The following is a 5,348-nucleotide window of genomic DNA, read 5'->3' on the forward strand; positions in this document are numbered from 1 at the left end:
GAGCTGCGGACCGGCACCGCGGTGGAGTCCGTGGAGCGCGGCGGGCTGGCGCTGGCCGGCGGCTGGCTAGCGGCCGACGAGATCGTCACGGCCGTCGGGGTGCGCCCCGCGGTGAGCTGGCTGGCCGGTTCCGGGCTGGTCCTGGACAACGGGGTCGCCGTCGATCCCGGGCTGCGCGCGTCGCTGCCAGGCGTCTACGCGGCGGGGGACTGCGCGGCGTTCGCGTCGCTGCGGTTCGGCGTCCGGCTGCGGGTCGAGCACTGGGAGACGGCGCTGCACGCGCCGGAGGTCGTCGCGGCCAACATCGCTGGCGGCGCCGAGGTCTACGACCCGGTGCCGTACTTCTGGTCCGAGCAGTTCGGCCGCATGGTCCAGTACGCCGGCCACCACGCCGCCGCCGACCGCCTCGTCTGGCGCGGCGACCCGGCCGCCGCCACCTGGTCGGCCTGCTGGCTGTCTGAGGACACGCGCCGGCTGACCGCGGTGCTGACCGTGAACCGCCCCCGCGACCTGCTGCAGGGCCGCCGCTTGATCGCGGCAGACGCCGAGGTCGACGCCGCCCGCCTCGCCGATCCCGCCGTCGCGGTCAAGGACGTCGCGGTCAAGGACGCTGCCAGCTAGCACGCCGTCGATATGAGCACGTGTCGAAGTGCGGCTGATGGCCGGATATGCAAGACTCGGCCGTCGGTACGACGAGGGGCGAGGGAGAGGTCTAGCCGTGGAAGACCGGATCGAACAGCGGGTCACCGTCAGGGCCACCGTGGACGCCGTCTGGCAGCTTGTCACGCGGCCTGGCTGGTGGCTGCCCGGCAGTAAGGCCGAGCCGGCCCGCGGTCCGGGACGGGCGACCGTGGAGTACGGGGACGACAAGCGCCCCTACGTCGTCGACGTGGTCCGCGTCGAGCCCAAGGGCTACGTCTCGTACCGCTGGGCGAGCGCGTTCGGCGGCGCTGCGCCCGCGCCGAGCAGGTCCACCCTGGTGGAGTTCTACGTCCGGCCGGCCGGCGACGAGGTCGGCGTGACCGTGGTGGAGAGCGGCTTCGCGTCCCTTGACCTGCCCGATGCGCTGCGCGAGGACGAGTGGAAGGGCAACAGCGGCGGCTGGCAGTACGAGATGGCGGCGCTGCGGGCCCGCGTCGAGCAGGGCGCTGACGGCGGCAACCGGACGGTCTCCTGAGGCAAAGATGCCGTATTGTGCCGAAATGTCGCTGGTTTGGGAACCGCTGGGACGTGGGAAATTGGTCTCGTGGCACAGATAGATCCCGTGGCCGACGCTCTCGTCGCCGAATGGCTGTCACTCTCTGAGGTAGCCGTCGCGCTCAACATCCCCACCAGCCGCGTGAAGCAGCTGCTTCGCGACCGCAAGCTCCTGGCCGTCGTCAGGCCGGGCGGGCAGCGTTCCGTCCCGGCGGCCTTCCTTGACGGCGGACAGATCGTCAAGGGCCTTTGCGGGACGCTGACGGTGCTGTTCGACTGCGGCTTCGACGAGGAGGAAGCCCTCCGCTGGCTGTTCACGGCCGACGAGACCCTCCCGGGGACGCCGATCGAGGCGCTGTGCAAGCACCGCGGCACCGAGGTAAACCGGCGCGCTCAGGCGCTCGCCTTCTAAACCCCGGCCGCACCACCCGCCGGCTTGCCTTCGGGCACCTCGGGCGCTCCCGCACGCCTGTCGTGCGAGGCCGCGACGGTGGCCGGCGGCAAGACAGTGCTGGCCGGGCCCATCCCCAGGGCCGCCCCCTCACCGGCGAGGGCGGCGGCCGGCCTAAGGCCGCTGATTTCATGATCACGAAAGAAAAGTACGCGCATAGGAGATTTTTCTTTCGTGATCATGCTCAGCGCCGCGGCTGAGGTCTTGCCAGGCCCGGCCGCCGTAGACTCTGGCCTTTCAACCTGTAAGTCGACCGGTTCACCGGTGCGGGCGTCCAGGAGCAGGCGGTCGGTGAGATTCGCTTGTGGTCGGGCCACAGGAAATTGCTCCATGGGTTATGCTGGCCCACATGCCGCCGAGACCGCGCCGATTCCACGCTGTCCCAGTCGCCCCTGCAGTCTCAGCCAGCGCGGTCCGCCGGCCGCGCCAGCCGATCTCCGATCTGCTCAAGGCGGGCCGGCGGTCGTTCTCCTTCGAGTTCATGCCGCCGAAGACGCAGCTCGAGGAGCAGCAGCTGTGGCGGGCGATCCGGCAGCTCGAGCCGCTGCAGCCGACCTTCGTCTCGGTGACGTACGGCGCCGGCGGCTCCACCAGGGACCGGACGGTGCGGGTGACCGGCAAGATCGCCGCGCAGACGTCGCTGACCCCGGTCGGGCACCTGACCGCGGTGAGCCACTCCGTCCAGGAGCTGCGGCACGTGATCGGCTCCTACGCCGACGTCGGCGTGCGCAACGTGCTGGCGCTGCGCGGCGACCCGCCAGGCGACCCCAACGCCGAGTGGGTCAGGCACCCGCGCGGCCTGGCGCACGCCGCGGAGCTGGTGCGGCTGGTCAAGGCGTCCGGCGACTTCTGCGTCGGCGTCGCCGCGTTCCCCGAGCTGCACCCGCGGTCGCCCGACGCGCAGACGGACACCAGGTACTTCGTGGACAAGTGCCGGGCGGGCGCCGACTTCGCGGTCACGCAGATGTTCTTCTACGCCGAGGACTACCTGCGGCTGCGGGACCGGGTCAGCCGGCTCGGCTGTGACGTGCCGATCATCCCCGGCATCATGCCGGTCACCAGCCTGCGGGTGGTGGAGCGCGCGCTCGAGCTCGGCGGCTGCAAGGTGCCCCCCGACCTGCTGGCCCGGCTGCGGAAGGCCGACGAGAAGGGCGACAAGACGGCGATCAGGGAGATCGGCGTCAGCTACGCCGCCGCGCTGGCCGAGCGCCTGCTCGCCGAGGACGCGCCGGGACTGCACTTCTACACGCTCAACTGGTCCCGCGCGACGAGGGAGATCTACCAGCTGCTCGGCCTCGGCGAGCGCGGCCAGGGCTGGTCAGGCGCGTCGTCCCCCGGGTCGCTTGACGGTGACCGGAGCGGCAGCCGCGCGCCCATCACCGCGTAGGGCGGCTCGCCGCCGGAGAACCGGAACCCGGTCAGCAGGTCGGTGAACCCGGACGTCCGGTACAGCCGCCTGGCGGGCGACTCGGTGTCCATGGTGGACAGCACGGCGGTGCGTTCCTGGCGGTCCTCGGTCAGCCGCAGCAGCAGCTCCCTGCCGATGCCCATGCCCTGGTAGTCGGGGACGACGTGCAGTTCGGCGACCTCGAAGGAGTCGTCCAGATAGGCCCCGCCGTCGCGGGGCCCCAGCGCGAGAGCACCGGCCACGACGTCGTGCCACCACTGCCCGGGCGCGCCGTGGAACCCGTAGGTGAACCCGGCGAGGGCGTTCTGGTCGACGAGCGCCGCCAGCCCGCGGAAACCGGGGTTGGCGGCGTGCCTGTCCATGATGATGTCCCGCCCGGCGAGCATCCGCTCCGGCGGCTTCATCGCGGCCGCGTACACGGCCACGAACCCGTCGATCGCCGACCGGAACTCGGCGGGCCCGAGTTCGGCAACAGTCACCTTCATCGCCGTCAGCTTACGGGGCTACTCGGGGCGCCGGCGCGGGAACCACGGGCCCGTTCCGAAGCATGACAGCGATCGACGTCAGGCGCTTACGCGGTGCCCGCGCAAGCCCGGCTGACTCGCACGGCCACCGTCGCTTCCCCGAGGCTGGGGTGCCGTGCGGTGACGGTCACGGTGCCCGTCTTGCCGGGCACCGACCGCAGGAACGCGCCGCCGACCCCGCCGGACTCCCCGAACGGGAACGGGTTGCTCCCGATGAGGACCGCCGGCCCGCGGACGGACAGCGCGACGTCGCCAGTCACGCCCGGCCGGTGGTTGCCGTAGGCGTCGGCGGCGCGGAACGTGATCCTGGTGGCATCCGAGCCGTCGGCGACGATCACGGCGTCGTCAGCGGTGAGCACCAGCCGGTCGCGGCTGGTGTCGGCCGTCATCAGCAGCGTGGCGGCCGGCCGCGCGCCGCCCGCGGTGTACCCGTCCACTCGCACGTCGGGCAGGGCGCCCCCGGCGACCGTGAGGTCGGCGAACGCGGGCGGGTGACCGAGGTTGCCGAACGTCGCCACCTCCGGCGTGGCGGTCGCGTGGTGCTCGCCGTCCAGGTAGATCTCCAGGCGGTCGCAGTTGGTGGCGAACATGGCCGCCGCACCGGGCGGCGTCCGGTTGTCCCAGAAGAACGCGGGGACGATCACCTGCCTGGCCGCCGGGTCGGCCTGGGCCCGGTAGACGGCGGCGCCGGGCTTCGGCACCCGGAACACGTCGGCAATACCCGGCGTCTTCATCCCGCGCCAGTTCCTGATCCGTCCCCAGGCGTCGCTGGCCGACGGCGGCCCCGAGTAGTAGTCGAAGCCGCACCAGGCGATCAGGCCCGCGTACCGGGGATCCGACCCCGCCTGGTCGTGGGCGAGGGCGTGCGCGTAGGCCTGGCCGGCCAGCACGGCCGGCGGGTCGAACCAGCGGAAGGTGGGCAGGATCGTCCCCACCGCCTCGCTCACCAGGTAAGGCACCCCGGCGACGGGCGGCGCGAGGCTGGGCTCCCCGGCTACCACGTGGTAGTCGTCGTAGCCGAAGACGTCCTCGGCCCAGCCCGCCGTCGACTGGGTCGTCATCGCGCCGCTGGTCTGCCGGGAGCCGTCAAGGGCATAGGCGATCTCGCGGGCCCGCGCGTACAGCGCGGGGTAGTTCTTCGTCTCGTCGAGCCGCGTGCCCCACACGACCACCGAGGGGCGGTTCCTGTCGCGGACCACCATGTCGCGGACGTTGGCGAGCACCTGGCGCTGGAACGCGGCGTCCCCTACGAACCCCCAGCCGGGCGGTTCCTCCCAGACCATGATGCCCAGCTCGTCACAGGCGTCCAGGAAGTGCGGCGACTGCGGGTAGTGCGAGCAGCGGACCATGTTGACGTTGAGCTCGTTCTTGAGGATCTCCGCGTCCCTGCGCTGGAGCCGGGCCGGGGCCGCCATGCCGAGGTAAGGGAACAGCTGGTGCCGGTTGAGGCCGAAGATCGCCTGCCGGCTGCCGTTGAGGTAGAAGCCGTCCTGGCGGAAGACGGCCGCGCGGAACCCGGTCCTGGTGCCGGTCGTGTGCGTGCCGCCGGGCCGGGCTCGCACACCGGAGCCCCCGGCGTAGGTGAGGGTCGTGCGTACCGTGTACAGCTTCGGCTGCTCCGGCGACCAGTAGCTCACCGGGCCAGTCCCGCCGATGGTGAGCGCGACGGCGTGCGCGCCCGGCCGGCCGATGCGCAGCGTCGTACGGGCGCTGGCCAGCGTGCGCTCGCCGTCGAGCAGGGCGGCGGTGACGGCCGCGGCCCCGCCCC

Annotated in this window: 6 protein-coding genes; 4 read left to right on the forward strand and 2 right to left on the reverse strand. The window is 72.2% G+C overall.

Going from position 1 to position 5,348, the window contains the following annotated elements:
* The 4 genes from WA805_RS28040 to metF form a co-directional block, all read left to right on the forward strand.
* The coding region (locus WA805_RS28040) for an oxidoreductase C-terminal domain-containing protein (protein WP_425243831.1) at positions 1 to 621 on the forward strand (621 nt) is incomplete at its 5' end.
* A gap of 97 nt (positions 622 to 718) precedes the next feature.
* Complete coding sequence (locus WA805_RS28045) at positions 719 to 1,177, forward strand: SRPBCC domain-containing protein (protein ID WP_422340704.1); 459 nt, start codon at positions 719 to 721, stop codon at positions 1,175 to 1,177.
* Positions 1,178 to 1,246: 69 nt separating this feature from the next.
* Positions 1,247 to 1,609 carry an Rv2175c family DNA-binding protein gene (locus WA805_RS28050; protein ID WP_422272947.1) on the forward strand — a complete coding sequence of 121 codons (363 nt, stop codon included), beginning with the start codon at positions 1,247 to 1,249 and terminating at the stop codon, positions 1,607 to 1,609.
* Positions 1,610 to 1,997: 388 nt separating this feature from the next.
* Positions 1,998 to 3,035: a methylenetetrahydrofolate reductase [NAD(P)H] gene (gene metF, locus WA805_RS28055; RefSeq protein WP_422272945.1), complete on the forward strand. Its 1,038-nt coding sequence runs from the start codon at positions 1,998 to 2,000 to the stop codon at positions 3,033 to 3,035.
* On the opposite strand, the gene WA805_RS28060 is transcribed toward metF, so the two are convergent.
* Together WA805_RS28060 and WA805_RS28065 are read right to left on the reverse strand one after the other, a co-directional pair.
* The gene (locus WA805_RS28060; RefSeq protein ID WP_422272943.1) at positions 2,927 to 3,541 is read right to left on the reverse strand and encodes a GNAT family N-acetyltransferase; all 615 of its coding nucleotides are present in this window, start codon (positions 3,539 to 3,541) and stop codon (positions 2,927 to 2,929) included. The two genes, metF and WA805_RS28060, sit on opposite strands and share 109 nt — an antisense overlap.
* Positions 3,542 to 3,627: 86 nt before the next feature.
* Positions 3,628 to 5,348: glycoside hydrolase family 2 TIM barrel-domain containing protein (locus WA805_RS28065; RefSeq protein WP_425243832.1), on the reverse strand; the 1,721-nt coding region annotated here is incomplete at its 5' end.

Origin of the sequence: Trebonia sp., from assembly GCF_049794275.1 — a bacterium.
Classification (GTDB): domain Bacteria; phylum Actinomycetota; class Actinomycetes; order Streptosporangiales; family Streptosporangiaceae; genus Trebonia.